This is a genomic window from Streptomyces sp. E-08 (assembly GCF_049913095.1).
Taxonomy (GTDB): Bacteria; Actinomycetota; Actinomycetes; order Streptomycetales; family Streptomycetaceae; genus Streptomyces.
The window spans coordinates 6,122,715-6,148,080 of sequence record NZ_CP183971.1; the positions used below are offsets into that span (position 1 = coordinate 6,122,715).

The following is a 25,366-nucleotide window of genomic DNA, read 5'->3' on the forward strand; positions in this document are numbered from 1 at the left end:
TGGATCTTGGGCTGACGATGAGTGAAGCGAAGGTGTATCAGCGGTGGTCTGCCGTCGTCAACGATCGCTCAAACCCCTTGTGGGCTGCGGGAACGCCAAGAGGCTCCGTATCGGTGAGCCGATACGGAGCCTCATTGGTCTAATCCTGTGACGCCCTACTGCTGAGGGGCTGGCGGCGCCTGCGGCGGGCCCTGCGGGTCCGCCTGCGGGGGCAGCGGCTGCCCCGGCTGCGACTCACCGCCGTCCTGCGGCTGCTGCCAGGCCGGAGGCATGCCGGGCTGCCCCGGCTGCGGCGGGTACGGCTGACCCGCCGGGGGGCCGTACGGCTGACCCGGGGCGGGCTGACCGGGCGCGATCTGACCCGGCATCGGACCCGCCTGCCCCGGCATCTGACCCGGCATCGGCTGTCCCGGCTGCGGGTACCCCTGCGGCGGATGGGGCTGGCCCGGCTGCGGCGGATACGGCTGACCGGGCTGCGGCGCCTGGGGAGCGTACGGCTGCCCGGGAGCGGGCTGTCCGGGCGCGAACTGACCGGGCACCGGCTGAGCCGGGACCTGCCCGGGCATCGGCTGCCCCGGCGCGAACTGTCCCGGCATCGGCTGGCCGGGGGCGAACTGCCCCGGCATCGGCTGGCCGGGAGCGAACTGTCCCGGCATGGGCTGTCCCGGCATGGGCTGTCCGGGCATCGGCTGGCCCGGGCCCTGCTGCCCTGGCATGGGCGGGGCCAGGTGCGGCGGCATCGCGCCCTGGGCGTCACCGGTCCACAGTCCCTGCGCCTGCTGCGCCCGTACGAAGTCCTCGGCGACCATCGCCGAGAGGTGGAAGTACGCCTCCCGGGTCTTCGGCCGCATCATGTCGAGGTCCACCTCGGCGCCGGCCGCCAGGTGCTCGTCGAAGGGCACGACCACGACACCGCGGCAGCGGGTCTGGAAGTGCTGCACGATGTCCTCGACCTTGATCATCTTGCCGGTCTCGCGGACTCCCGAGATGACCGTGATGGAGCGCTGCACCAGGTCCGCGTAGCCGTGCGCCGAGAGCCAGTCCAGGGTCGTCGAGGCGCTGGACGCACCGTCCACGGAGGGCGTGGAGATGATGATCAGCTGGTCGGCGAGGTCGAGGACCCCGCGCATGGCGCTGTAGAGCAGACCGGTGCCCGAGTCGGTGAGGATGATCGGGTACTGCTTGCCGAGGACGTCGATCGCGCGCCGGTAGTCCTCGTCGTTGAACGTCGTCGAGACGGCCGGGTCCACGTCGTTGGCGAGGATCTCCAGACCCGACGGGGCCTGCGAGGTGAACCGGCGGATGTCCATGTACGAGTTCAGGTACGGGATCGCCTGCACCAGGTCGCGGATGGTCGCCCCGGTCTCGCGCCGCACCCGGCGGCCCAGCGTGCCGGCATCCGGGTTCGCGTCGATCGCCAGGATCTTGTCCTGCCGCTCGATGGCGAGGGTCGCGCCGAGCGCGGTGGTGGTCGTCGTCTTGCCGACACCGCCCTTGAGGGAGATGACCGCGATCCGGTAGCAGGAGAGGACCGGCGTACGGATCAGGTCGAGCTTCCGCTGCCGCTCCGCCTCCTCCTTCTTGCCGCCGAGCTTGAAGCGGTTGGCGGCCCCGGGGTTCCGGCTGGACTTGGGCTTCTGCTTGTTGTTGCGCAGCAGCCGGTCGGAGGAGAGCTCGACGGCCGCGTTGTACCCGAGCGGGGCGCCCGGCACGGAGCGCTCCCGCTGGTCGTGCGTCACGGGCGAGGGCCAGGCGGCACCGGTCCGCGGATCCACCGGCGGCTGACCGTCGTACGGCGGCTGCGGGGCCTGGGCGGCCTGCGGGGGTACGGCTCCGGGGTGCGGGTAGCCGTAGCCGCCGGGCGCCTGCGCCTGCGGCGGGACACCGCCGGGCACTCCGGGCTGCTGCGGGTAGCCGTAACCGGCCTGCTGCGGAGGCGTCCCGGGCTGCGGGAAGCCGTAACCGCCCTGCGGGGCCTGGGCCGGGGGCTGCGGGGCCTGGTGCTCCTGCGGGGTCTGCGGGTAGCCGTAGGCGCCCGGCGCCTGGGGCTGGGCCTGCGGCGGTACGGGGCCGGGCGCGCCCGGCACGGGGGCCTCCTGCGCCGGCCAGGCGGCGGTGGGCGGCAGCGGCTGGGCACCCGGGGCGGGCTGCGCGGGCCACTGCTGGGCGGGCTCGGGCGCGGCCGGCTGGAAGGACGGGGGCAGCGGCGGCAGCCCGGCGCCGGCGGGGGCGCCCGGGACCGGGTACGGCGCGGGGTACGGCCCGGGCGCGGCCGCCTGGGGGGCCGGGTACGGGGTGCCGGGGTACGGCCCCGGGGCGCCGCCGGCCTGCTGCCCCGCGGTGCCGTACGGAGCGGGGGTGCCGCCAGGGCCGGGGGCCACGCCGGGACCGGAGCCCTGCGGGACGTCGGCGAAGGGCTGGGCGGCGGGGAGGGAAGCGGCGGCGACGCCCGCCCCGGTCTCCGCGTCGGCGACCGGCGCCGTGGCCGTCTCCGGCTCGGCGGCGGGCGCGGCGGGCTCGTCGTGCGGGCCGGCGGTGTCGCCGGCGGCCTCGGCCGTCTCCTCGGCGTCCGAGGTGCTCGACGCGTCGACGGCCGGGTCCTCGTCCGTGCCGTCGGCGGCGGTTCCGGTCTCCTCCGCTTCCGTGGCGGCGAACTCGCCGGGAGCGGCGGGGGAGTCCGGAGCGGAGTCCCCCGCACCGGTGGACTCGGCGGAGTCCTCGGCGGCGTCAGGGCTCTCCGTGTTCTCCGTGGCCTCGGTGCCTTCTGCATTCGCCGCGTTCTCCGCCGTGCGCTCCTCGATCTCGCGCTGGAGGGCGGCGGGGGAGAAGCGCACGGTGGCGCCGCTCTCGACGTCCCCGCCCCCGAACGAGGCCGCGGGCGCGGGCGTCTCCGGCGCGGGCGCCGGGACGGGCGGCACGGAGGCGGGCGGCAGCGATCCACCGGCCACGGAGGCGTCCGGCGCGGGCACACCAGGCACTGCCACACCAGGCACGGGCGTCCCAGGCACCGCCACACCAGGCGCGCCGACCGGAGGGACACCCGCACCGGGAACGGGAACACCCGCGGGGGGAACGGCCACCGGCGGGACCCCCACCGGAGGAACCGCGCCGGTCTGCTGGAACGGGGTGGGGGCGACGGGCGTGACCTGCTGCGGGGCCGGCGGGGCGGGCGCCGGTGCGGGAGCCGCAGGGACCACCGGCGGGGCCGGCGGCGCGACGTTCCAGCCGGGCTCGAAGCCGCTGCCCGCCGGGACGCCCGGCACGGCGACCGGCGCGCCGCTCGGCGGCGGGGGAGTGGCACCGCCCGCCCCCGCACCGCCCGACGCGTTCTGCGTGTACCAGGCGGGCGGGGTGTAGTCGATGGTGAACTCACCCGTCATCTCGGCGGGATCCGCGTCGGACTGATCGTCGGCGGGCGGATTCCAACCCCCGTGGATCTCGTCGCGATCGCCGTTCACTTTGCCTCCTGGTGTGGTCGAGCACCCTTGTGCCGTTGTGGGCGGGGCCCTTCCACCCTAATCGCCGTGAGCCGCCCCCGGGCAGGGCCGACGGCCCCTCCGCGCCCGCCTCCGCGACCCGTTCCGGGCCCCAAGTGACCCGGCCGCGCCGCAGAGTGAGAACCCGCACCGTTCAAAACGATGCAAAAGCGGACGTACTTGAGCGATCTCGGGCCATGGCGTCGCCGCTCAGTCCATCCGGCGCGCGCCGCCCAACAATCCGGTCTCGGCGTCCGTCGCCTGCGTCATCACGAACTGGCGGTCGCTCGGCGTGCACCAGAGGGTCACCCCGTCGGCGAGCGTGGACAGCGCCTCGTACTCGTGCTGCGGCAGGCTCATGATGCGGCCGATCTGGGCCGCCTCGTCGGGGGACACCCGCTGGACCCCGACGAGTGAGGACTTCTCCAGGAGCCGGGGCGCGACCGGGCTCAGGTACGGCAGCAGCGTCACCACCGACTGCCAGGGCGCCGACACCACACGGCCGCGCGGCGGCCGCATGCCGCAGTCGCGCACCACGACCACCGGACTGCCGGCGGACGCGCCCTGCGGCGGCACCCGGCCCACGTCGTGCAGCGTGATGCACGGCTGGCCGCCGCCCGCGGCCTGCGCGAGCGCCGTCCACGCCTGCGCCCGGCCGGTCTCGACCGCCACCCGGGCGCCCGTCGCGGCCGCCCGCAGGGCCAGTACCTGCGCGGTCCACAGACCGCCGATGAGGGTCACGTCGTACGGGACGGGCCGGTTGATGCCGAGCACCGCCGGGCGGCTCTCGGCGTCCACGCCGATCACCATGCCGTCGTCGCCGACCGGCAGGGCCAGCGCCTCCAGCTGTTCCAGGGGGACGGAGTGCCGGTCGCGGCGCGGCCCGACGAGCCCGAAGCCGAACCGGGGCCGCGTGCCCCGCCCCGCACGCCGGGCGGAAGGCGCGCCCGAGGCCGGTGACGTACCGAAGGAGGCGGTGGACATCAGCGCGCACCCCCCAGCGGAAGCGTCGCCAGGATGCCGGGCACCTGTTCACGGTCGAGGCGCACCAGACCCGTCCTCACTCCGCGCGCCGCACGCTCCAGCTCGTGCCGCGCGGCCACCAGTTCCTCGTCGCTGCGCCCGGTGATCCGCACGTGTCCGGTCACCGTCACCTCCTGCCTGTCCCCGCCGCTCAGCGTCAGGCTGAACGTCGTCGCGAGCGCGGGCAGCGAGGTCAGCAGGGCCACCAGCTGCGGCATCGACGCGCCCGCGCCGCCGCTCCGGCCGCCCAACTGGGGCCAGCGCCCCACCCAGTACGTCGTGTGCCGCCGGTCGTCCACCCGCCAGGTCCGCGCGGTCTCCTGGGTCCTGCGCCCCTGCGCCTGCCCCCGGCCCGCCTGCGCGATCGCCATCGGGCTCGCGCAGCTCGACGTGGCCAGCGCGCCGGTCAGCTCCTGCTCCGTCAGCACGCTCGCCCGGAACCCGGCGCCCGCGAGGCGGCTCGCCAGCTGGTCCGCCGCCCGTACCACGCACTTCTGCGCGCCGGTCATGCCGCCGCCGCGCGCGGCGACCGCCTCCGGGCAGAGCTCGGGGTCGAGCTTGAGCGCGATCCAGGTGATCCGGACCGCGGGTGACCCCGTCTGCGCCTGGAGGGGCCCGTAGTTACGGGCGGCCATCGACTGCGCGGGCAGGTGCGGCGCGGGCGCCGGCTGCGTGTGCTGCACGATCTGCGCCGACTCCAGCCGGATGCCGTCCACGCTGAGGACGTCCCGGACGAGCCCGACGGGCAGCGGCCGTGCCGCGCGGTCCGGACGCAGCGCCGTGCCGTCCGACTCGACGCGCAGGACGGCGGTCAGGAAGGTGCCGTCCCCGACCATGCCGACCGGACGCCGGTCACGGTCGCTGTAGGCGTACGTCCGCAGCGCGGGGTCGCACTCCACGAGCGGTGCGAGCCCCGGCTCCGTGCCCTCCGGCACCGAGAACGACGAGGCCCGGCGCGAACGGGCGCGCAGCGCGAGGAAGGTGCCGAGCCACTCGGGCAGCGAGCGCCGGTGCCGGCGTACGACGGCGAGCAGCACCAGCACGACGGCGACCACGCCCGCGGGCACGAGGAGCATCGGCTCGACGACCCAGGCGAGCAGCAGCAGCGCCGCGGCCACCTCGATCAGTACGAGCTGTTGCAATCGGAACGAACCGAAGTGTCCGGGACGTGCCTGGAGTCTCGGTGAGACCGCGGGGGCAGGCCCCGTGGAAGGGGGTGTGGAGGCAGCGGCCGCGCCGGGCCGCCTCCGCCTCGCGGAAGCCATGATGGAGAATCCCCCTCAATTCGTCCCGATGACCCTGGCCCGCCAGGGCATTGGCGGCCGGATCACCCTACCCGCCCCACGAACCCCACGGGACAGCAGGCATAGTAGGGGGCCGGTCCGAAGGCCGGGGCCCGGGTGTCACCACCCCGGGGCCCCGAGCGAAGATCGCGCCTGACGAGAATGGGGACTCATGGCATCGCGGCGGGACGAGCTCAACGCGTACACCTTTGCGAAGAAGCGCACGGTGGCGGCATTCCTCCAACCCTCGCCCTCCGGTACGGAGGAGGGGGCGCCGAAGCCGCTGCGTGCCGTCGTCCCCGGCCTGATCGCCGCCGCGCTCGTCGTCGCCGGATTCGGCGCCTGGGGCATGTTCAAGCCGACCGCCCCCAAGGGCTGGGACACCCCCGGCACCCGGGTCATCGTCGGCAAGCAGTCGACGACCCGGTACGTCGTCCTGGAGACCGGCAAGGGCAAGGACAGGAAGACCCTGCTCCACCCCGTCCTCAACCTCGCCTCCGCCCGGCTGCTGCTCAACCCCGACCAGTTCCAGGTGATCCAGGTCGACGACAAGAAGCTGGACGAGGGCACGCCGCCGCGCGGCCCCATCCTCGGCATCCCGTACGCCCCCGACCGGTTGCCCGTCGCGGAGGACGCCGGCAAGGCCAAGCAGTGGGCCGTCTGCGAGCAGCCCGGCGGCGGGAAGGGCGCCAGCGTCCAGAAGGCGACCTTCCTCTTCGCCGAGCGGGACGCCAAGCGGACCGCGGGCGGCAACCAGCTGAAGGACGGGCAGGTCCTGTACGTCAAGGGTCAGAAGGGGAACGCCCAGTTCCTCATCGACCACACCGGCACCAAGTACCCGGTGAAGGCCGACCGGCCCGGGCTCCTGACCGCCCTCGTGGGACTCGGCAAGGAACCGCAGGCCGTCACCGACGACTGGCTCGCCACCCTGAAGACCGGCGACGAGATCGACTTCCCGCACATCGACGGCAGGGTCGGCGACTCCGCCGGCATCCCCGGCAACACCCTCACCGGGACCGAGAACCGGATCGGCATGGTCCTCCGCGCCCAGACCGGCGCCGGACCCCAGGACTACGTAGTGCTCGCCGGCAAGGTCCAGCCCGTCACGCCCTTCACGGCCTGGCTGCTCATCAACTCCCCGGAGACCGGCGACCTCGACATGGACGGCAAGGCCGGCACCGTCGACGCCTCCTCCTTCGTCCCGGACCCCACGGTCTTCCACGGCGGCGCCCACTGGCCGACGCTGCAGTCCAAGCCGATCAACGCCTCCACCGGCAGCGGTGCCCGCGACACGGTGTGCAACGTGCTCACCGCCGTCGACGAGAAGGGCGGCACCACGCTCACCACCTGGGCCGGCACCGAGTACCCCGCCGACATCACGGCCGGCGGCACCAGCACGTACGTCACCCCCGGCACCGGCCTGCTCTACACGCAGATCCAGGGCAAGCAGAAGACGCCCGACGGCTCCCTCTTCCTCGTCACCGACACCGGCCTGCGGTACGCCGTCCAGGCCAACGGCGACAGCGACTCCGCCCACTCCGAGATCGGCGCCGGCGAACAGCCGCAGACCGACGGGCGCCCGGAACCCAGCGACGCCCAGAAGCGTCTCGGGTACGAGAAGGTCACGCCGGTCCTCGTCCCGATCGAATGGTCGGAGTTCCTCTCGAAGGGTCCGCGACTCGACACCAACAGCGCGCGTCAGCCGCAGGGTTCCTGAAAGGGTGGCACCGGTGACGACGACGTACCGAGCGGCCGGCCTGCTCGCCGCGGGCACCCTCGCCGCCCTGCTCGCCGCCCCCGCCGCGGCCGCCGCACCCGCCCCGCGGGGACAGGACGGCCCGGCCCTCGACGGCAGCGGCGAGTGCACCTTCCCCATGAAGAAGCAGATCGAGGGCATCCCCTGGCCGCTCCAGCGGGTCCTCCTGGACGAGCTGTGGCAGGACACCAAGGGCAAGGGCGTCCGGGTCGCCGTCATCGACACCGGCGTCGACGACGTCAACCCGCAGCTGCGCGCCCCCGCCGTCGACGCCAAGGCGGGCAAGGACTACCTCAAGCCCGACAAGGACAACCCCTCCGTCGGCGACGACAAGCGCGGCAAGACCGACGGCACCGTCGACGAGGTCGGACACGGCACCAAGGTCGCCGGCATCATCGCGGCCCGCCCCCGCAAGGGCACCGGCTTCGTCGGCCTCGCCCCCGAGGCCACGATCATCCCGATCCGGCAGAACGACGAGAAGAACAGCGGCAAGTCCGACACCATGGCGCAGGCGATCGACCACGCCGTGGCCAAGGGCGCCGACGTCATCAACATCTCGCAGGACACCACCCAGCCGCTGGGCCCGGACTCGCCCATGGCCAGGTCGGTGGCCAAGGCGATCGAGAAGGGCGTCGTCGTCGTCGCCTCCGCGGGCAACGACGGCACGGACGGAAAGTTCAAGAAGACCTATCCCGCCGCCTTCCCCGGCGTCCTCGCCGTCGCCTCCTCCGACCGCAACAACGAGCGCGCCGTCTTCTCCCAGCCGGGGGACTTCGTCGGCGTGGCGGCGCCCGGCGTCGACATCGTCTCCACCGTCCCCGGCGGCGGCCAGTGCGTCGACAACGGCACCAGCTTCTCGGCTCCGTACGTCGCCGGCGTCGCCGCCCTGCTCCGCGCCAAGTACCCGGACTGGAGCGCCGCCCAGATCGTCACACGTATCGAGCAGACCGCGGTCCGCTCGATCAACGGACGGGACGGATACGTCGGTTGGGGCGTGGTCGACCCGGTGCGGGCGCTCGCCGACCAGCCCGGCACGCCCGCGTCCTCGCCCGTGCCCGACCCGGGCCCGCCCAAACCGCCGGCGCCCGAGCCGGCCCGTCTGGCGCTGTCGGAGACGCCCCAGGAGCGCTCCGAACGGCTCGCCACCTACACGTTGGGGATCGGAGGTGTCCTGGTGGCCGTGGTCGCCGGGACCGCCACCGTGATCCGCGACAGCCGCCGCAGGAGGGAGGTCCGGTGACGCGCGTATCGGTCAAGTATCGGGACCTTCCTTTGCAGTTGGAACTGCCGCCGTCAATGGCTACAGTGACCGCTGGGGGCACGGCAGTGCGAACCCAGCACGGGGGCGGCATCAGAAGATTCCCGTCCGCATCAAGACCGGAAGGCACGACGGCCGGTCCGTCGCAGCCACCGAAGGAAGAAGGGGCAAGATGTCGAAAGACCTGAACGTAACCAGTGCCGAACAAGTCAAGCTCGCCGGCCGGATCCAGGACTTCTCCGACGAGCTTCAGGCCCGCATCACCTCCCTCAACAGCGTGGTGGACCGCGTTCAGGCGGGCTGGCAGGGCGCTGCGAGCAAGGAGTACGACCGGGTCCAGAACGACCTGAACCAGCGCCTGCGCAGCATGCGCGCCGAGCTCTCGAAGCTCGAGGAGATCATGCGCATGAGCGCCGACGGGTTCTCGCAGGAGGAGGAGGACCGTCTGCGGTCCTTCCGTCAGATGGACAGCAGCTCCGGTGGTGGCCAGAGCGCCATCCTCGGCGTCTGAGCCGTCCGACCCGACCAGTCCTCCGCGCCACTCTCACTCCAGGAGTCATCACCATGACCACTGCGGTCAATTACGACACCGTGACGCAGGCGGCGGCCGACACCCGCCTCACCTCCAGCACGCTGACCCAGAAGCTCGACGACCTCATGGCCGAGGTCAACCGCGTCGCCTCCAACTGGGAGGGCGAGGCGAAGGTCGCGTACCGCGAGAGCCAGGACCGCCTGACCCGCGACATGGCCGGCATGAACCAGGACCTGGCGCGCATCGCCCAGCTCCTCGACGAGTCGGTCACCGGCTACCAGGACACCGACAAGGGCAACGCGGCCCGGTTCCGCATGATGTGAGTCCTCGTCAGCACGCGTGAGGGGTGGCCCGTTCCGACGGGCCACCCCTCACGCGCGTGCGTGCCTCAGCGCAGATCGAACTCGCCGTCCCTGGCACCCAGGACGAACGCGTCCCACTCGGCCTTCGTGTAGCGCAGCACCGTCCCCTTGTCGAGGGACGAGCGCATCGCCACCGCCCCCTCGGGCAGCCGCGCGATCTCCACGCGCTCCTCGTCCGGGCTCGTCCCCGGAGCGCCCTCCCACTCGACGCCCGAGATGTCGAGCGCGTACAGCTCCTCCTTCTGGCGCTCCTTCTCGGCGGCCATGGCGGCGTCCGCGCTCTCGGTGGTGGTCTCGGCGGCGTCGGTCATCGGCGCTTTCCCTTCGCGGTGGTACGACGGAGCGGTCCCTCCCACAGTAGTGGGAGGGACCGCTCCGCTCAGGGTTGTTCCGGCAGCTCAGTGCTGCTCAGGCAGCCAGCCCAGCTGCACCAGCGGCGTACCGCGCTTCCGCGACACGAACGTGCCCCGGCCCGGCGGCATCGGCCGCGCCCGGACGCCGCCGAGGATGTCGCCTTCCTGCGGGTCGCCGGAGAGGAGCACGCCCTGCGCGCCCAGCTCCCGCATCCGCTGCATGAACGGCTCGTACATCGCCCGGGAGGCACCCGCCTGGCTGCGCGCCACGATGAACCGGATGCCGACGTCCCGGGCGAACGGCAGGTTCTCCACCAGGACCGCCAGCGGGTTGCCCGAGTTCGTGGCCACCAGCTCGAAGTCGTCGACCAGGACGAACAGCTGCGGACCCGACCACCAGCTGCGGTCGCGCAGCTGCTGCGGCGTGATGTCGGGCTTCGGCGCCCGCTTCGTCATCACCGTGTTGATGGCGTCCATGTGCATCTGCATGGCCGAGGCCATCGGCGCGTACTCCAGGAGGTGCGAGGGCGCCACCGCCTCCAGCATCGTCCGCCGGTAGTCGCCCACCACGATCCGCGCCTGCTCCGGCGTGTACCGCTCGCACAGCTGCTTGGCGATCAGCCGGAGCAGCGCCGTCTTGCCGGACTCGCTCTCGCCGAAGATCATGAAGAACGGATCCGACTCGAAGTCGACGAACACCGGCTCCAGGTTCGTCTCGTCGATGCCGATCGCGATGCCGTGCTGCGGGTACTCGAAGCCCTTCGGCAGCTGCTCCGCCGGCAGCCTGCGCGGCAGCAGCCGCACCGCCGGCGCCGGGGCCCCGGTCCAGCTCGCCTTCACCGCCTGCACGAACGCCGCCGTGCCGTCCGCCAGATCGGCCGAGGAGCTCGACCCGTCGATCCGCGGCAGCGCCCCCATGAAGTGCAGCTTCTCCGGCACCTGGCCGCGGCCCGGCACACCGGTCGGCACGTTCGCCGCGACCTTGCGGTCGAACTCGGAGTCCATGACGTCACCGAGCCGCAGTTCGAGCCGGCCCAGCATCTGGTCCTTGAGCGCCGCCCGCACCTCCATGTACCGGGCGGCGGTGATCACCACGTGGATGCCGTAGCCCAGACCGCGCGCCGCGATGTCGGCGACGATCGGCTCCAGCGTGTCGTAGTCGTTGCGGAAGCCGCCCCAGCCGTCCACGATCAGGAAGACGTCGCCCCAGGCCTCGCCCGGCAGTTCGCCCGCGGCCCGCTTGCGCCGGTACGTCGCGATCGAGTCGATCGAGTTCGAGCGGAAGAACTCCTCCCGGCGGTTCAGGACGCCCATGACCTCCGCGACCGTCCGGCGCACCCGCTCCGGGTCGAGCCGCGAGGCCACCCCGCCGACGTGCGGCAGGTCGGCCAGCGAGATCAGGCCGCCGCCACCGAAGTCCAGGCAGTAGAACTGCACTTCGGCCGGGGTGTGGGTGAGCGCGAACGACGACACGAGCGTGCGCATGATCGTCGACTTGCCGGACTGCGGACCGCCGACCACCATCATGTGACCGGCCGCGCCGGAGAAGTCCCGGTACAGCACCTCGCGCCGCTGCTCGAACGGCTTGTCGATGAGACCGAGCGGCACCGTGAGCCCGCCCTGACGCGTGTACTCCGTCGCCGTGAGCCCCCGGTCCGCCGTCTGCGCGAGCCCCGGCAGCAGCTGGTCCAGCGAGGGCGCCTGGTCGAGCGGCGGCAGCCACACCTGGTGCGCCGGCACCCCCTGGCCCTCCAGCCTTCGCACGATCACGTCGAGGACCGTGTCCGCGAGCGCGTCGTCCTCCTCGGCGCGCTGCGCCGTCAGATAGGCCGGGTCCGGCGCCGCGTACACCACCGGCACCGGCGCGGCGGTGAACACCGCGGGCCGCCGCTCCACCGGCAGCTGCCCGATCTCCAGACGCGGCCCGCCCGTCCGGTAGGTCCCCGAGACGTACGCCGCCTTGAAGCGGGTCATCTCGTCCGTACCGAACTTCAGATAGCCCGAACCCGGCACCGACGGCAGGTGGTACGCGTCCGGCACGCCGATCGCCGTCCGCGACTCCGCCGCCGAGAAGGTCCGCAGACCGATCCGGTACGAGAGGTACGTGTCCAGGCCGCGCAGCTTGCCCTCCTCCAGGCGCTGCGAGGCCAGCAGCAGGTGCACGCCCAGCGAACGGCCGATGCGGCCGATCTGGATGAACATGTCGATGAAGTCCGGCTTGGCCGTGAGGAGCTCGGAGAACTCGTCGATCACCAGGACCAGCGAGGCCAGCGGCTCCAGCGGGGCACCCGCCGCGCGCGCCTTCTCGTAGTCGTGGATGTTCGCGTAGTTGCCCGCGGAGCGCAGCAGCTCCTGCCGCCGCTGCAGCTCGCCGCGGATCGCGTCGCCCATGCGGTCGACCAGCGTCAGGTCGTCCGACAGGTTGGTGATGACCGCAGCCACGTGCGGCATCTGCGACATGCCCGCGAAGGTCGCACCGCCCTTGAAGTCCGCGAGGACGAAGTTCAGCGTCTCCGAGGAGTGCGTCACCGCCAGACCGAGCACCAGCGTGCGCAGCAGCTCCGACTTTCCGGAACCCGTCGCGCCGACGCACAGACCGTGCGGGCCCATGCCCTCCTGCGCCGCCTCCTTCAGGTCCAGCATGACCGGCGCGCCGTCCTCGCCGACACCGATCGGCACCCGGAGCCGCTCGGCCACCGACCGGGGCCGCCACGTCCGCGTCACGTCCACCGAGGCCGCGTCGCCCAGGTTCAGAAGATCCGTGAAGTCCAGGTTGGCGAGCAGCGGCTCGTCGTCGTCCCCGCCGCCCATCCGCAGCGGCGCCAGCTGCCGGGCCAGCGCCTCGGCCGCCGGGAGCGAGATGCCGTCCGGCAGCCCCTCGTACGCGAAGCCGCCCCCCGACTCCAGACGCAGCCGGCCCGGCCGTACCACCACCGAGAGGCCACCGCGCGGCTCGTCCAGCTCACCGGAGACGACCTCCACGATCGTCACGCCCTGCAGGCCCTCGGGGGCCGCGAGCAGCGAGTCCGGCGGCACCATCCCACCGTCCAGGACCACCACCACGTGCGGCTGGTCCAGCACCGGCTGGCTCTCCCGGGAGAACCGCGTCCGCCCGTCCAGCTTCGAACGGACCAGGTTCTCCAGCTCACCGAGGTCGTCGCCGAACAGACGCTTCGTGCCCGCCCCGTCGACCTGCCCGGGAACCTGCGTGTGCGGGAGCCACTTCGTCCAGTCCCAGCGCTCCTGCGCCGGCCGCGCCGCCACCACGGCGAGCATCAGGTCGTCGGGGGAGTGCAGCGTCACCAGCTGCGACACCAGCGCGCGCGCCGCGGCCTGCGCCGACTCCGGCTCGCCCGACACCGTCACGTGGTAGAACGCCCGCATCGAGACCGCCATCGGCAACCCGTCCAAGGTGCCGTGCACCGCGAGGAACTGCTGCATCGCACCCGCGCACAGCGGCTCCAGCTCGTCCACCGGAGCCGTGTCCGGCGCCACCAGCGGAGTCGCCAACTGCTGCGCCCCGAGCCCGATCCGCGCCTGCCCGAAGTCATGGTCGCCGACCCGGCGCTCCCACACCCGGGAACCCTCGGCCACCACCGACCACAGCTGCTCGGGAGACGGGTGCAGATACAGCTGGGCGTCCCGCTGCCTGCGCGCCGTGCGCCGGACCGTACGCCGGGTCTGCGCGAGGTATTTGAGGTAGTCGCGGCGGACATCGGCCATTTGCCCCTGCGTACCGCGACGGAATCTCACGAACTGCGCGACGGCCATCGCGACCGTCGACGCGAGCATCAGCGTGCCCATGATCCGCATGATCGGCGAGGGCGTCATGAAGAAGAAGACGACCGAGGAGCCCATGCCGAGCATCGGCAGGAGCTGCATCAACGCCGACTCCTGCTGTCCCCGCGGAAGTTCCGGCGGAGACTCCAGGACCAGTTCCTCACCGGGCACTTCCGGAGGAAGAGACCTCGGCGGGCGTTTGACGACGATCTGGCTCACCGGCGCATCAATCCCTCGTTGGAGGCGGGCTCGTGGCGGGAGCATCCGCACGCGACCCCTGTCGGCAGCCGAGTGCGCGGACTTCCCCCATGGGACGGCGATCCTACTTGCAGCCCCCACCGGCCGTCCCCGGTAGGGTGGCGCGCGCATCGTGCGCAACCGCGAATCAGAACGGGCGCAACCGCGAACCAGGGGGTCCACACACGTGAGTACGACCGCAGCGACCGGCTTCTGCCGCGTCACCGTCGTGGCGCCGGACAGCCGCATCGACGTCGCGCTCCCCGAGGACATCGCCGTCGCCGACGTCTACCCGGAGATCCTGCGCCTCACCGGCCAGACCCAGGCGCCCGGCACCCCGACCGGCTACCACCTGGTCCGCCGCGACGGATCCGTCCTCGACGGCGCCCGCACCCTCGCCGCCCAGCAGGTCCTCGACGGCGAGGTGCTCTCCCTGCGCCCCTTCGCCCAGTCGCTCCCGCCGGCGGTCTACGACGACGTCTCCGACGCCGTCGCCTCCGCCGTCACCCGCGACCGGCACCTGTGGAGCGACGAGCTGCTGCGCGGCGCCGGACTCGTCGGCGGCGTACTGCTCCTCGTCCTCATGGGCTTCGTCCTCTGGTTCGCCGACCCGGTCCGCCACGACATGCACAGCCTCCCCGGGATCATCGCGGGCGCCGCCGGCTTCCTCCTCACCGCCTTCGCCGGCGTCCGCGCCCGCGTCTACGCGGACCGGGCGACCGCCGTCGCCCTCGGCCTCGGCGCCCTGCCGCTGCTCCTCATCGCCGGCTCCGGGATCCTCGCGCCCGACGCCGGCGAGGGCCCCGGCCGCCTGCAGTTCCTGCTCGGCAGCGTCACCGTCCTCGTCGCCTCCGTGGCCCTCGTCGCGCTCACCCCCAGCGGCGACGCCCCCTTCGTGGCCGCCACCTTCCTCGCCGGCGTCGGCACCCTCGCCACCTTCGTGGCGATCCTCACCGAGTCCTCCGCCACCGAGACGGCCGCCGCCTGCGCGCCCGTCGCCATCGGCCTCGTCGCCTTCCTGCCCGGCCTCTCCGCCCGCTTCGCCCGCCTCCCCATCGGCTACGCCGCCCCGCGCAGCGCCGCCGACGACGAGTTCTCCGGCGACCCGCAGCAGGGCGAGGAGGCGCAGCCCGTCGACGGCGAGCGCATCGCGCTCCAGGCCCGCCGCGGCCACGAGATGCTCCTCGGCCTCGTCGGCGGCTGCGCGGCCGTCGTCGTCGGCTCCGCCGCCGTCCTCGGCTTCGCCGGAAACGTCTGGGGCCAGCTCCTCGCCCTCGCCGCCGGCCTCGCGATGCTGCTGCGCGCCCGCCTCTTCCGGTACACCTCGCAGGTCGCCTGCGTCCTCGTCGCCGGCCTCGCCGCCATCGCGCTGCTCGTCCTCGGCCTCTCCCTCAACCCGCCGGCCGACCTGGTCAGGGAGCTCCTCGTCTACGGGGACCGGGGCGGCCTCGACATCCGTACGATCTGGCTCACCGCCGCCGTCGCCGCCGGCGCCGCGCTGATCACCGCGATCGGCCTGATCATCCCGAGGAAGGGCCTCTCGCCCTTCTGGGGCCGGCTCCTCGACCTGGCCGAGGGCTTCGTCCTGCTCTCCCTCGTCCCGCTCTCCCTCGCCGTCCTCGACGTCTTCACCTCGGTCCGCGCGTTGACCAGCAAGTAGGAAAGCGATACGGGAGTGCTCCGGCGAGCTGGTACGCTGTGTGACGGCCGTTTGTGTACGCGCTCCCGGAAAGCACCCGAGATCACTCGGACGCCTCTGGAAGCTGCGCCCATCGGACCTTCGCCCGTCGAGTCACGGAAGCTTCCCCTGAGATCAAGACCAGGGGCACTCGCGGGCGCACGAACCAACGAGGAGAACCGCGTGGCTCTCGACGCCGCTGTCAAGAAGCAGATCTTTGCCGAGTTCGGCACCAAGGAGGGCGACACCGGCTCTCCCGAGGTCCAGGTCGCGATGCTGTCCCGCCGCATCTCGGACCTGACCGAGCACCTCAAGCAGCACAAGCACGACCACCACTCCCGTCGTGGTCTGCTGATCCTGGTCGGCCAGCGCCGCCGCCTGCTGCAGTACCTGGCCAAGAAGGACATCCAGCGCTTCCGTACGCTGGTCGACCGCCTCGGCATCCGCCGCGGTGCGGCCGGCGGCGCCAAGTAATCCGTTCCACGGTGAGCGCTGCGGAGGGAGCGGTTCCCACTTTCAGGGGGCCGCTCCCTTTGCTGTACGTGCACAAAGTGCGCATCGGCACTTAGTCTGGTCGCACAACCCCATGACGACGAGCGTGATCCCGCCGGCCAGCCGCCGGTCCTCGGTAGTGGCCCCCGGAAACGAATGCCCGGGTGCTTCGATCGAAGACCGGCCCGCACCCTAGGCGAGCTCTCCGCCCCGTCACACACCGTCCCCGGCCACACGGGCCGAAGGACGCAAAGACGAACACGTAGGAGAAACCCATAGTGGAGAACGAGACCCACTACGCCGAGGCCGTCATCGACAACGGCGCCTTCGGTACCCGCACCATCCGCTTCGAGACCGGCCGTCTGGCCAAGCAGGCCGCCGGCTCCGCCGTCGCCTACCTGGACGACGACACGATGGTCCTCTCGGCCACCACCGCCTCGAAGCGCCCCAAGGACCAGCTCGACTTCTTCCCCCTGACGGTGGACGTCGAGGAGCGGATGTACGCGGCCGGCAAGATCCCCGGCTCCTTCTTCCGCCGTGAGGGCCGCCCCTCCGAGGACGCCGTCCTCACCTGTCGCCTGATCGACCGCCCGCTGCGCCCCTCCTTCAAGAAGGGCCTGCGCAACGAGATCCAGATCGTCGAGACGATCATGGCGCTCAACCCCGACCACCTGTACGACGTGGTCGCGATCAACGCCGCCTCCTGCTCCACGCAGCTGGCCGGCCTGCCCTTCTCCGGCCCGATCGGCGGCACCCGTGTCGCGCTGATCAAGGGCCAGTGGGTCGCGTTCCCGACGCACACCGAGCTCGAGGACGCCGTCTTCGACATGGTCGTCGCCGGTCGCGTCCTCGAGGACGGCGACGTCGCGATCATGATGGTCGAGGCCGAGGCCACCGAGAAGACCATCGAGCTCGTGAAGGGCGGCGCCGAGGCGCCGACCGAGGAGGTCGTCGCCGCCGGTCTCGAGGCCGCGAAGCCCTTCATCAAGGTCCTCTGCAAGGCCCAGTCGGACCTCGCCGCCAAGGCCGCCAAGCCCACCGGCGAGTTCCCGGTCTTCCTCGACTACCAGGACGACGTCCTGGAGGCGCTCTCCGCCGCCGTCAAGGACGAGCTGGCTCAGGCGCTCACCATCGCCGGCAAGCAGGAGCGCGAGACCGAGCTCGACCGCATCAAGGAGCTCGCCGCCGAGAAGCTCCTCCCGGCCTTCGAGGGCCGCGAGAAGGAGATCTCCGGTGCGTACCGCGCGCTGACCAAGAAGCTGGTCCGCGAGCGCATCATCAAGGACAAGGTCCGCATCGACGGCCGCGGCATCACGGACATCCGTACGCTCGCCGCCGAGGTCGAGGCCATCCCGCGCGTGCACGGCTCGGCGCTGTTCGAGCGTGGCGAGACCCAGATCCTGGGCGTCACCACCCTCAACATGCTCCGCATGGAGCAGCAGCTGGACACCCTCTCCCCGGTGACCCGCAAGCGCTACATGCACAACTACAACTTCCCGCCGTACTCCGTCGGCGAGACCGGCCGCGTGGGCTCGCCCAAGCGCCGCGAGATCGGCCACGGCGCCCTCGCCGAGCGCGCCCTCGTGCCGGTCCTCCCGACCCGCGAGGAGTTCCCCTACGCGATCCGCCAGGTGTCCGAGGCCCTCGGCTCCAACGGTTCGACGTCCATGGGCTCGGTCTGCGCCTCCACCATGTCGCTGCTGAACGCCGGTGTGCCGCTCAAGGCCCCCGTCGCCGGCATCGCCATGGGTCTGATCTCCGAGGAGATCGAGGGCCAGACGCACTACGTCGCCCTCACCGACATCCTCGGTGCGGAGGACGCCTTCGGCGACATGGACTTCAAGGTCGCCGGTACGAAGGAGTTCGTCACCGCCCTCCAGCTCGACACCAAGCTGGACGGCATCCCGGCCTCCGTCCTGGCCGCGGCCCTCAAGCAGGCCCGCGACGCCCGCCTCCACATCCTCGACGTGATGATGGAAGCGATCGACACGCCGGACGAGATGTCCCCGAACGCCCCGCGGATCATCACCGTCAAGATCCCCGTGGACAAGATCGGTGAGGTCATCGGCCCCAAGGGCAAGATGATCAACCAGATCCAGGAGGACACCGGCGCCGACATCACGATCGAGGACGACGGCACCATCTACATCGGTGCCGCCCAGGGCTCGCAGGCCGAGGCCGCCCGCGCCACGATCAACGGCATCGCCAACCCGACCATGCCGGAGGTCGGCGAGCGCTACCTGGGTACGGTCGTCAAGACCACCACCTTCGGTGCCTTCGTCTCCCTGATGCCCGGCAAGGACGGTCTGCTGCACATCTCGCAGATCCGCAAGCTCGCCGGTGGCAAGCGCGTGGAGAACGTCGAGGACGTGCTCGCGATCGGCGCGAAGGTCCAGGTCGAGATCGCCGAGATCGACCAGCGCGGCAAGCTCTCCCTCGTCCCCGTCATGGCGGACGAGGACGCTGCCGAGGGTGACAAGGACGACGCTGCCAAGTGACGTCCCGTAGTTCCCGCGCGACGGCCCGCCCCTCTTCGGAGGGGCGGGCCGTCGCCCGTACCCAAACGCTTCTCCCGGGCAAGGACGGCATCGGCACGGTCCGCCGCACGACCCTCCCCGGCGGCCTGCGGATCGTCACCGAGACCCTCCCCTCCGTGCGCTCCGCCACCTTCGGCATCTGGGCGCACGTCGGCTCCCGCGACGAGACCCCGACGCTCAACGGCGCGACCCACTACCTGGAGCACCTCCTCTTCAAGGGCACCCACAAGCGGTCCGCCCTCGACATCTCCGCCGCGATCGACGCGGTCGGCGGCGAGATGAACGCCTTCACGGCGAAGGAGTACACCTGCTACTACGCCCGGGTCCTCGACACCGACCTGCCGCTGGCGATCGACGTCGTCTGCGACATGCTCACCGGCTCGCTCATCCTCGACGAGGACGTGGACGCCGAGCGCGGTGTCATCCTCGAAGAGATCGCGATGACCGAGGACGACCCCGGTGACGTCGTGCACGAGCTGTTCGCGCAGACGATGTTCGGCGACACCCCGCTGGGCCGCCCGGTCCTCGGCACCGTCGACACGATCAACGCGCTCAGCCGCGGCCAGATCGCCCGCTTCTACAAGAAGCACTACGACCCGACCCACCTGGTCGTCGCCGCCGCGGGCAACGTCGACCACGCCACGGTGGTGCGCCAGGTCCGCCGCGCCTTCGAGAAGGCCGGCGCCCTCACCCGTACCGACGCCGTCCCCGTCGCCCCCCGCGACGGCCGGCGCACCCTGCGCACGGCGGGCCGCGTCGAGCTCCTGAACCGCAAGACCGAGCAGGCCCACGTGGTCCTCGGCATGCCGGGCCTGGCCCGCACCGACGAGCGCCGCTGGGCCCTCGGCGTGCTGAACACGGCCCTCGGCGGCGGCATGTCCTCCCGCCTCTTCCAGGAGGTCCGGGAGAAGCGCGGCCTGGCCTACAGCGTGTACTCGTACACCTCGGGCTTCGCCGACTGCGGCCTCTTCGGGGTGTACGCGGGCTGCCGTCCCAGCCAGGTCCACGACGTCCTGAAGATCTGCCGCGACGAGCTCGACAAGGTCGCCTCCGACGGCCTCACGGACGAGGAGATCAACCGCGCCGTCGGGCAGCTCTCCGGCTCGACCGTGCTCGGCCTGGAGGAAACCGGCGCGCTGATGAACCGCATCGGCAAGAGCGAGCTGTGCTGGGGCACCCAGGTGTCGGTCGACGACATGCTCACCCGGATCGCGCAGGTCACCCCGGACGACGTCCGCGAGGTCGCCCGCGATGTACTGGAGCAGCGGCCCTCGCTCTCGGTGATCGGCCCGCTGAAGGACAAGCAGGCGGACCGCCTCCACCACGCGGTCTCCTGACCGACAAGTCCCCTAAGGAAGAGCAATGAGCAAGCTGCGCGTGGCGGTCCTCGGAGCCAAGGGCCGCATCGGCTCCGAGGCCGTCAGGGCCGTCGATGCCGCCGAGGACATGGAACTGGTCGCGGCCCTCGGCCGCGGCGACGACCTGGAGACCCTCACCGAGGCGGGCGCCCAGGTCGTCGTCGAGCTGACCACCCCGGCCTCCGTGATGGACAACCTCGACTTCTGCGTGCGCCACGGCATCCACGCGGTCGTCGGCACCACCGGCTGGACCGAGGACCGCCTCGCGCAGCTCGACGGCTGGCTCGCCGCCTCCCCGGAGACCGGCGTCCTCATCGCGCCGAACTTCTCCATCGGCGCCGTCCTCACCATGAAGTTCGCGCAGATCGCGGCCCCGTACTTCGAGTCGGTCGAGGTCGTCGAGCTGCACCACCCGAACAAGGTCGACGCGCCGTCCGGCACCGCCACCCGCACCGCCCAGCTGATCGCCGAGGCCCGGTCGAAGGCAGGCTGCGCCCCGCAGCCCGACGCCACGGCCACCGCCCTCGACGGGGCGCGCGGTGCGGACGTGGACGGCGTCCGCGTGCACGCCGTGCGCCTCCGGGGCCTGCTCGCCCACCAGGAGGTGCTGCTCGGCGGCGAGGGCGAGACCCTCACCGTCCGGCACGACTCCCTGCACCACTCCAGCTTCATGCCGGGCATCCTCCTGGGCGCCCGCCGCGTGACCACCACTCCGGGCCTCACCTTCGGCCTGGAGCACTTCCTGGACCTGGGCTGACGGTCATGGGCGGAAAGATCACGTACGTCTTCCTCGCCACCGTGCTGGTGCTCGTCTTCGGCGTGGTGGCGATGGAGGGCGTCCTGCTCCTCCTGACGGGCGAGCCGGCCGCGATGGGCATGGGCGCGGTGGCGTTCCTGCTGCCCGCCGTCGGCGGCTGGTTCCTCTGGAAGAACACCAGCTTCGCGCGCCGGGCCAACCGCCTGGCCGCGGAGCTGGAGGCCGAGGGCGGCCTGCCCGTCGACGAGCTGAAGCGCACCGAGGGCGGCCGGATCCTCCGGGACTCGGCCGACGAGGTCTTCGCACGGCGCAAGGCCGAGACGGAGGACTCGCCCGGGGACTGGCGCTGCTGGTTCCGGCTCGCGGTGGCCTACCACGACGCACGGGACACCCCCCGGGCGCGCAAGGCCATGCAGCGGGCCATCGCGCTCCACGAGGGGCGTGCGGTCAGCGCGTAGCGGCCGGGGCCGTGCCGTACTCGGCGTTCCAGGCCTCGACCGTGTCGGCCGCCCGGTCGAAGGCCTCGACACGGGACAGGAAGTCGGCGTTGTGGGTGGTGAGCAGCAGCAGCTGGTCACCACCGCGGCGGTCGAGCACCAGGGCCTGGCCCTGGACGGTACGGGGGAGTCCCAGCCAGCGCACGGGCTGCTGGGCGGTGCGTACGGACGTCACCTTCGCCCAGGGCACGGTGACGGTCGTCAGGAAGCCCACGCGCCGCACGCCGGCCCGGCTCACCCAGGTGCCCACGCGCAGCATCCGCAGGGCGGCGACGATCACGAGCGCGGCGATGCCGAACGTGACGCCCGCGCCGCCGAAGGCACCGGCCACCGCGATGATCACGGCGGCGAGCAGGACGAACGAGGCGAGCAGCAGCGCGAGCGCCGCCGACCCCACACGCCACGACCCCGGCCGGTACGGTCGGCGCCACTGATCGTGGTCGTCGAACGGCAGGGCGACATGGTCGGTCGTGTCAAAAGCACGGTCGGCCGTCAGGAAGGGCAGGGGCACGACAGGTCCTCACTCACAAGCACGCTCGAAGGGGCAGTGCCCGGTGAGGCTACCTCAGCGGTTGTCGGAGGCCTCGGACTGCTGCTGGTGCGGGCCCGAGTCACCCGACTGGAGCGAGGGCATCCCGAAGATGAGGGACCCGGCGAGGCCGGCCACGACGGTCAGCCCGAACAGGGTGCGGCCCACGATCTGCGAGGCGCTGAGGCGCTCCCGGGGCGGTGGAGTGACGTTACTGCGGAAGTGGTCGGCCTCCGCGACGAACGCGAACGGTACGGCCTCTCCTCGGCGGAACATCAGAGCCACTCTCCTTCTTCGGCGTCATGCGTCACAGGGAGAGACGACGGAACTGACGTTTTGGTGCCCTTTTTCATCAAAGCGGCCGAATCTCATCCTCCGGTAGGACGCCGCCGAAAGGGGCGGGACCGGGTGTTGGACGACTGTGCAGTCCCATGCGGCACACATGTCCGAACGCACGATGCGAAGTGTCCGTATTGCGACGTTTCACGAAGTTCATCTAGGCTGATCAAACGGACCCGGCGCTGCCTGAACCCCCGAGCAGGCAGCGCCGGGCTCCCTTTCTCCTGTCCCCCTAGGGGACACCCGGTGCTGAGCAGCGAGTAGCGTGTTACCCATGGCTCCGATCTCCACTCCGCAGACCCCCTTCGGGAGGGTCCTCACCGCCATGGTCACGCCCTTCGCGGCGGACGGCGCACTCGACCTCGACGGTGCTCAGCGACTCGCCACCCACCTGGTGGACGCGGGCAACGACGGCCTCGTCATCAACGGCACCACCGGCGAGTCCCCGACCACCAGCGACGCGGAGAAATCGGACCTCGTACGAGCCGTACTGGAGGCGGTCGGCGACCGCGCCCACGTCGTCGCCGGCATCGGCACCAACGACACCCACCACTCCATCGAGCTCGCCCGCACCGCCGAGCGCGACGGCGCCCACGGCCTCCTCGCCGTGACGCCCTACTACAACAAGCCCCCGCAGGAGGGCCTGTACCGGCACTTCTCGGCCATCGCCGACGCCACCGGCCTCCCCGTGATGCTCTACGACATCCCCGGCCGCAGCGGCGTCCCGATCGACACCGAGACGATCGTCCGCCTCGCCGAGCACCCGCGCATCGTCGCCAACAAGGACGCCAAGGGCGACCTCGGCCGCGCCAGCTGGGCCATCGCCCGCTCCGGCCTCGCCTGGTACTCCGGCGACGACATGCTCAACCTGCCGCTGCTCTCCGTCGGCGCCTGCGGCTTCGTCTCCGTCGTCGGCCACCTCGTCACCCCGGAGCTCCGCGCCCTCCTCGACGCCCACCTCCGCGGCGAGGTCCAGAAGGCCACGGAGATCCACCAGAAGCTGCTCCCGGTCTACACCGGCATGTTCCGCACCCAGGGCGTCATGACCACCAAGGCCGCCCTGGCCCTCCAGGGCCTCCCGGCCGGCCCGCTGCGACCGCCGCTCGTCGAGCTCTCCGCGCAGGAGACCGAGCAGCTCAAGGTCGACCTGGCCGCCGGCGGGGTAGAACTCTGACCACAGACTTCACAACTGAACACTGACAACAGCAAGTGCACGATTGTCATGCGCGCCACGTGCCCGACCGGTACGTGGCGTGCATGGTGAGGAGAGTCTTTTGAGTCATCCGCATCCTGAACTCGGCGCCCCGCCGAAGCTGCCCAAGGGCGGCCTGCGCGTCATCCCGCTCGGCGGTCTCGGTGAGATCGGCCGGAACATGACGGTCTTCGAGTTCGACGGCCGTCTGCTGATCGTCGACTGCGGCGTCCTCTTCCCCGAGGAGGAGCAGCCCGGCGTCGACCTGATCCTGCCCGACTTCACCATCATCCGGGACCGCCTCGACGACATCGAGGGCATCGTGCTCACGCACGGCCACGAGGACCACATCGGTGCCGTCCCCTACCTGCTCCGGCTGAAGCCGGACATCCCGCTCATCGGATCCAAGCTGACCCTCGCGCTGATCGAGGCGAAGCTCCAGGAGCACCGCATCCGCCCCTACACCCTTGAGGTGAAGGAGGGCGACCGCGAGACGATGGGCCCCTTCGACTGCGAGTTCATCGCGGTCAACCACTCCATCCCGGACGCCCTGGCCGTCGCCATCCGCACCCCTGCGGGCATGGCCGTCGCCACCGGCGACTTCAAGATGGACCAGCTCCCGATGGACGGCCGCCTCACGGACCTCCACGCGTTCGCGCGGCTCAGCGAGGAGGGCATCGACCTCCTGCTGTCCGACTCGACGAACGCCGAGGTCCCGGGCTTCGTCCCGCCGGAGCGGGACATCTCGAACGTCCTGCGGAACGTCTTCGCGAACGCCCCGAAGCGCATCATCGTGGCCAGCTTCGCCAGCCACGTGCACCGCATCCAGCAGATCATCGACGCCGCCCACGAGTACGGCCGCCGGGTCGCCTTCGTCGGCCGCTCGATGGTCCGCAACATGGGCATCGCCCGTGACCTGGGCTACCTCCGCGTCCCGGCCGGTCTCGTCGTGGACGTGAAGACCCTGGACGACCTGCCGGACGACGAGGTCGTGCTGGTCTGCACGGGTTCCCAGGGCGAGCCCATGGCGGCCCTGTCCCGCATGGCCAACCGTGACCACCAGATCCGGATCGTCCCCGGCGACACGGTGATCCTCGCGTCGTCCCTGATCCCGGGCAACGAGAACGCGGTCTACCGCGTGATCAACGGCCTGACCCGCTGGGGCGCGAACGTGGTCCACAAGGGCAACGCCAAGGTCCACGTCTCGGGCCACGCCTCGGCCGGCGAACTGCTGTACTTCTACAACATCTGCAAGCCGAAGAACCTCATGCCGGTCCACGGCGAATGGCGCCACCTGCGCGCCAACGCCGAGCTCGGCGCGATGACGGGTATCCCGAAGGACCACATCGTCATCGCCGAGGACGGCGTCGTCGTCGACCTGGTCGACGGCCGCGCCCGCATCACCGGCAAGGTCCAGGCGGGCTACGTGTACGTGGACGGCCTCTCGGTCGGCGACGTCACCGAGACCTCCCTCAAGGACCGCCGGATCCTCGGCGAGGAGGGCATCATCTCGGTCTTCGTGGTGGTGGACTCCTCGACCGGCAAGATCACGGCCGGCCCGCACATCCACGCCCGCGGCTCCGGGATCGACGACTCCGCGTTCGACGCGGTGATCCCGAAGATCGACCAGGCCCTCAACAGGTCGGCGCAGGACGGCGTCGTCGAACCCCACCAGCTCCAGCAGCTGATCCGCCGCTCCGTCGGCAAGTGGGTCTCCGACACCTACCGCCGGCGCCCGATGATCCTCCCGGTCGTCATCGAGGTCTGAGACGCCTGACCAGCGCATCACCGGAGCGGGGCCCCTCGATTTGCATCGGGGCGCCCCGCTCCAGTACGTTTACGGCTCCGCCAGATCGGGAAGCCCCCGGCGCCGCCGTGCGCCAGGAGGAAGAACCGGGAGGCGGGAAATCCGACTCAGAACTTCTGA

Annotated in this window: 19 protein-coding genes; 12 read left to right on the forward strand and 7 right to left on the reverse strand. The window is 71.7% G+C overall.

Translation table 11 applies throughout. The features are described from left to right. Positions 1-155: 155 nt before the first annotated feature. From ACN9MM_RS28360 to eccE, 3 genes are all read right to left on the reverse strand, one after another. Positions 156-3,458 carry an SCO5717 family growth-regulating ATPase gene (locus ACN9MM_RS28360; protein ID WP_426366511.1) on the reverse strand — a complete coding sequence of 1,101 codons (3,303 nt, stop codon included), beginning with the start codon at positions 3,456-3,458 and terminating at the stop codon, positions 156-158. 228 nt (positions 3,459-3,686) lie between these two features. Next, positions 3,687-4,460, reverse strand: a complete 774-nt coding sequence (locus tag ACN9MM_RS28365; protein ID WP_426366512.1) for a hypothetical protein — start codon at positions 4,458-4,460, stop codon at positions 3,687-3,689. Beyond that, positions 4,460-5,764 carry a type VII secretion protein EccE gene (eccE, locus tag ACN9MM_RS28370; protein WP_426366513.1) on the reverse strand — a complete coding sequence of 435 codons (1,305 nt, stop codon included), beginning with the start codon at positions 5,762-5,764 and terminating at the stop codon, positions 4,460-4,462. Before eccE ends, ACN9MM_RS28365 begins: the two co-directional genes overlap by 1 nt. Before the next feature lie 190 nt (positions 5,765-5,954). Here eccE and eccB point away from each other — a divergent pair, with 190 nt between their 5' ends. The 4 genes from eccB to ACN9MM_RS28390 all read left to right on the forward strand — a co-directional run bounded on the left by eccB (position 5,955) and on the right by ACN9MM_RS28390 (position 9,651). Beyond that, positions 5,955-7,499, forward strand: coding sequence for a type VII secretion protein EccB (gene eccB, locus ACN9MM_RS28375; RefSeq protein WP_426366514.1), 1,545 nt, complete (start codon positions 5,955-5,957; stop codon positions 7,497-7,499). A 13-nt stretch (positions 7,500-7,512) separates the two neighbouring features. Next, complete coding sequence (gene mycP / locus ACN9MM_RS28380) at positions 7,513-8,778, forward strand: type VII secretion-associated serine protease mycosin (protein WP_426366516.1); 1,266 nt, start codon at positions 7,513-7,515, stop codon at positions 8,776-8,778. 190 nt (positions 8,779-8,968) lie between these two features. Continuing rightward, positions 8,969-9,307, forward strand: a complete 339-nt coding sequence (locus tag ACN9MM_RS28385) for a WXG100 family type VII secretion target (RefSeq protein ID WP_365225803.1) — start codon at positions 8,969-8,971, stop codon at positions 9,305-9,307. Between the two features lie 53 nt (positions 9,308-9,360). Further along, on the forward strand, positions 9,361-9,651 hold the full coding sequence (locus ACN9MM_RS28390; protein WP_382868529.1) for a WXG100 family type VII secretion target: 291 nt from the start codon (positions 9,361-9,363) through the stop codon (positions 9,649-9,651). A 65-nt stretch (positions 9,652-9,716) separates the two neighbouring features. Here the strand turns inward: ACN9MM_RS28390 and ACN9MM_RS28395 are convergent, their stop codons facing one another. Beyond that, complete coding sequence (locus tag ACN9MM_RS28395; protein ID WP_426366518.1) at positions 9,717-10,001, reverse strand: DUF397 domain-containing protein; 285 nt, start codon at positions 9,999-10,001, stop codon at positions 9,717-9,719. Positions 10,002-10,088: 87 nt separating this feature from the next. Beyond that, positions 10,089-14,042, reverse strand: coding sequence for a type VII secretion protein EccCa (gene eccCa / locus ACN9MM_RS28400; RefSeq protein WP_426366520.1), 3,954 nt, complete (start codon positions 14,040-14,042; stop codon positions 10,089-10,091). Positions 14,043-14,247: 205 nt separating this feature from the next. Here eccCa and eccD point away from each other — a divergent pair, with 205 nt between their 5' ends. From eccD to ACN9MM_RS28430, 6 genes are all read left to right on the forward strand, one after another. After that, positions 14,248-15,720 (forward strand): type VII secretion integral membrane protein EccD, encoded by a 1,473-nt coding sequence (gene eccD, locus ACN9MM_RS28405; RefSeq protein WP_426366521.1) that lies wholly within the window; start codon positions 14,248-14,250, stop codon positions 15,718-15,720. A gap of 201 nt (positions 15,721-15,921) precedes the next feature. Continuing rightward, positions 15,922-16,212, forward strand: a complete 291-nt coding sequence (rpsO, locus tag ACN9MM_RS28410; RefSeq protein WP_189806146.1) for a 30S ribosomal protein S15 — start codon at positions 15,922-15,924, stop codon at positions 16,210-16,212. A 296-nt stretch (positions 16,213-16,508) separates the two neighbouring features. Then, positions 16,509-18,728: a polyribonucleotide nucleotidyltransferase gene (locus tag ACN9MM_RS28415; RefSeq protein ID WP_369146847.1), complete on the forward strand. Its 2,220-nt coding sequence runs from the start codon at positions 16,509-16,511 to the stop codon at positions 18,726-18,728. After that, positions 18,725-20,104, forward strand: coding sequence for a M16 family metallopeptidase (locus ACN9MM_RS28420; protein WP_426366523.1), 1,380 nt, complete (start codon positions 18,725-18,727; stop codon positions 20,102-20,104). Before ACN9MM_RS28415 ends, ACN9MM_RS28420 begins: the two co-directional genes overlap by 4 nt. Before the next feature lie 25 nt (positions 20,105-20,129). Then, positions 20,130-20,882 (forward strand): 4-hydroxy-tetrahydrodipicolinate reductase, encoded by a 753-nt coding sequence (dapB, locus tag ACN9MM_RS28425; RefSeq protein WP_426366524.1) that lies wholly within the window; start codon positions 20,130-20,132, stop codon positions 20,880-20,882. 5 nt (positions 20,883-20,887) lie between these two features. Continuing rightward, positions 20,888-21,340, forward strand: coding sequence for a hypothetical protein (locus ACN9MM_RS28430; RefSeq protein ID WP_426366526.1), 453 nt, complete (start codon positions 20,888-20,890; stop codon positions 21,338-21,340). Here the strand turns inward: ACN9MM_RS28430 and ACN9MM_RS28435 are convergent. Both ACN9MM_RS28435 and ACN9MM_RS28440 read right to left on the reverse strand, forming a co-directional pair. After that, positions 21,330-21,890: a hypothetical protein gene (locus ACN9MM_RS28435; RefSeq protein WP_426366528.1), complete on the reverse strand. Its 561-nt coding sequence runs from the start codon at positions 21,888-21,890 to the stop codon at positions 21,330-21,332. The two genes, ACN9MM_RS28430 and ACN9MM_RS28435, sit on opposite strands and share 11 nt — an antisense overlap. 54 nt (positions 21,891-21,944) lie before the next feature. Further along, positions 21,945-22,184: a hypothetical protein gene (locus ACN9MM_RS28440; RefSeq protein ID WP_426366529.1), complete on the reverse strand. Its 240-nt coding sequence runs from the start codon at positions 22,182-22,184 to the stop codon at positions 21,945-21,947. Positions 22,185-22,521: 337 nt separating this feature from the next. On the opposite strand from ACN9MM_RS28440, the gene dapA reads away from it, so the two are divergent. Together dapA and ACN9MM_RS28450 are read left to right on the forward strand one after the other, a co-directional pair. Next, the gene (gene dapA, locus ACN9MM_RS28445) at positions 22,522-23,421 is read left to right on the forward strand and encodes a 4-hydroxy-tetrahydrodipicolinate synthase (RefSeq protein WP_426366530.1); all 900 of its coding nucleotides are present in this window, start codon (positions 22,522-22,524) and stop codon (positions 23,419-23,421) included. A gap of 100 nt (positions 23,422-23,521) precedes the next feature. Beyond that, positions 23,522-25,207 carry a ribonuclease J gene (locus ACN9MM_RS28450; RefSeq protein ID WP_426366531.1) on the forward strand — a complete coding sequence of 562 codons (1,686 nt, stop codon included), beginning with the start codon at positions 23,522-23,524 and terminating at the stop codon, positions 25,205-25,207. The last annotated feature ends 159 nt before the right edge of the window (positions 25,208-25,366 follow it).

What these genes read in the sequence shown, in the direction of transcription:
- ACN9MM_RS28395 (WP_426366518.1), bottom strand. Translation starts at nt 10,001, where the DNA reads ATGACCGACGCCGCCGAGACCACCACCGAGAGCGCGGACGCCGCCATG.
- dapA (WP_426366530.1), top strand. Translation starts at nt 22,522, where the DNA reads ATGGCTCCGATCTCCACTCCGCAGACCCCCTTCGGGAGGGTCCTCACC.
- ACN9MM_RS28390 (WP_382868529.1), top strand. Translation starts at nt 9,361, where the DNA reads ATGACCACTGCGGTCAATTACGACACCGTGACGCAGGCGGCGGCCGAC.
- eccE (WP_426366513.1), bottom strand. Translation starts at nt 5,764, where the DNA reads ATGGCTTCCGCGAGGCGGAGGCGGCCCGGCGCGGCCGCTGCCTCCACA.
- ACN9MM_RS28385 (WP_365225803.1), top strand. Translation starts at nt 8,969, where the DNA reads ATGTCGAAAGACCTGAACGTAACCAGTGCCGAACAAGTCAAGCTCGCC.
- ACN9MM_RS28365 (WP_426366512.1), bottom strand. Translation starts at nt 4,460, where the DNA reads ATGTCCACCGCCTCCTTCGGTACGTCACCGGCCTCGGGCGCGCCTTCC.
- dapB (WP_426366524.1), top strand. Translation starts at nt 20,130, where the DNA reads ATGAGCAAGCTGCGCGTGGCGGTCCTCGGAGCCAAGGGCCGCATCGGC.
- ACN9MM_RS28440 (WP_426366529.1), bottom strand. Translation starts at nt 22,184, where the DNA reads ATGTTCCGCCGAGGAGAGGCCGTACCGTTCGCGTTCGTCGCGGAGGCC.
- eccB (WP_426366514.1), top strand. Translation starts at nt 5,955, where the DNA reads ATGGCATCGCGGCGGGACGAGCTCAACGCGTACACCTTTGCGAAGAAG.
- ACN9MM_RS28430 (WP_426366526.1), top strand. Translation starts at nt 20,888, where the DNA reads ATGGGCGGAAAGATCACGTACGTCTTCCTCGCCACCGTGCTGGTGCTC.